Raw genomic sequence first — 1,898 nt, forward strand, 5'->3', positions numbered from 1 at the left:
GACAGGCTCTGCGAAAGTAATAACCGCGCCGTTGTTTTCCGTCAATTCCACATCAACTTTTACGTCTTCCTGACGGTATCTGAATTTCGCTGTACAAGAGAACATATTGTCTTTTTTCGAATTCGTTGTAAAACTCATGTTAACAGCAGTCAATTGATCAGAAAATAGCGCTTCGTGATGAATGTTTTGTCCGACCAGCAATTCGTTATTCTCAAGATTTTTCCCTAGAACAAACCATGGGTCTCCAGCTCCACCAATCCCTAATCCATGACGTTGGCCGATTGTGTAATACATCAGACCATCATGACGACCCATAACTTCCCCGTCCATTGTCACCATATTACCCGGCTGTGCAGGCAAGTATTGGCTCAGGAATTCCTTGAAATTGCGTTCACCGATAAAACAAATGCCTGTTGAATCTTTTTTCGCTGCTGTTGCCAATCCAGCTTCTGCAGCGATTTGACGAACCAATTTCTTTTCAAGATGACCAATTGGGAACATCACTTTCGATAATTGTTCCTGATTCAATTGATTCAAGAAATACGTTTGGTCTTTATTGTTATCCAGACCGCGAAGAAGTTGGGTTTCTCCGTCCACTTCCTTGACTTGAGCGTAATGTCCGGTAGCCAAATAGTCAGCACCCAAACTGATTGCATGCTCAAGGAATGCCTTGAATTTAATTTCTTTATTGCACATCACATCTGGATTTGGCGTTCTGCCTGCTTTATATTCTTCCAAAAAGTAAGTGAACACTTTATCCCAGTATTGTTTCTCAAAATTCACTGCATAGTACGGAATGCCGATTTGGTTGCAGACTTTGATGACGTCGTCATAATCTTCCGTTGCTGTACACACGCCGTTTTCATCAGTATCATCCCAGTTTTTCATGAAGATTCCGATGACATCGTACCCTTGTTCTTTTAATAAATAAGCTGCAACGGACGAATCAACGCCACCCGACATGCCGACAACGACACGTGTTTCTGCAGGACTTTTTAGTTGTTGCATCTCTTTCACCTTTTCTACATTTATTTCACAAGTCTATTTAATACGGCGGCAGTTTTCGTTGCTGCTTCCGTTACATCGTCAAGTGTTATTCCATAACCAAAGCTGAAGCGGATAGAATTACGAAGTTCATCCGCATTTTCTCCGAACATTGCGACAAGCACATGGGATGGATCAATGGATCCTGCTGTACAAGCTGAACCGCTAGATACAGAAAGACCAGCCATATCCAAATTCACCAATAGCGCTTCCACGTCCGTCCCTTTGAAGCTGACGTTTAAAATATGCGGAAGAGTCGATTGTACATTCCCGTTAACTTGGAATGCAATTCCTTTGTCTTCCCATGTGGAAATCATTATTTCCTTAAACTGTTGGTACAGTTTTCGTTTTTCATCCATTGACTGCTGTGCAATCGATACGGCCTCTGCGAAAGCARGTACACTAGGTACATTTTCAGTACCCGCGCGACGTTTGCGTTCCTGCTGTCCACCAAAAAGCTGTGGTGATAATTTTGTGCCTTTTCGCTGATAAAGGAAGCCAATCCCTTTAGGTCCATTGATTTTATGTGAGGAAACAGACAATAAATCCACATGAAGATCATCCACTGATATTGGCATCAATCCGTATGCTTGAACAGCATCTGTATGGAAAGTAGCCTGGTGGTGTTTCAACAATTGGCCAATTTCTACAATCGGTTGAATGGCCCCCATTTCATTGTTTCCAAGCATGATGGTCACTAAAATGGTATCTTCACGAAGTGCTTGTTTAAAGTCTTCCACTGACACAAGTCCATGTTTATTGACAGGTAAATAAGTCACGTCAAATCCTTCTTTTTCTAGCTTTTCACATGCATGCAAAACGGCATGATGCTCAATTTGAGACGTGATAATATG

Annotated in this window: 2 protein-coding genes; both read right to left on the reverse strand. The window is 42.0% G+C overall.

Annotated elements, in window-relative coordinates; translation table 11 throughout:
• Window positions 1-1,008 (reverse strand): tRNA 2-thiouridine(34) synthase MnmA (gene mnmA / locus AC1DSB_RS18710; RefSeq protein ID WP_477587353.1); only part of this gene is annotated, 1,008 nt, incomplete at its 3' end.
• Window positions 1,009-1,028: 20 nt separating this feature from the next.
• A partial coding sequence (locus AC1DSB_RS18715; RefSeq protein WP_477587354.1) for a cysteine desulfurase family protein occupies window positions 1,029-1,898 on the reverse strand: 870 nt, incomplete at its 5' end.

The organism is Paenisporosarcina sp. P4_E4_2, assembly GCF_056401595.1.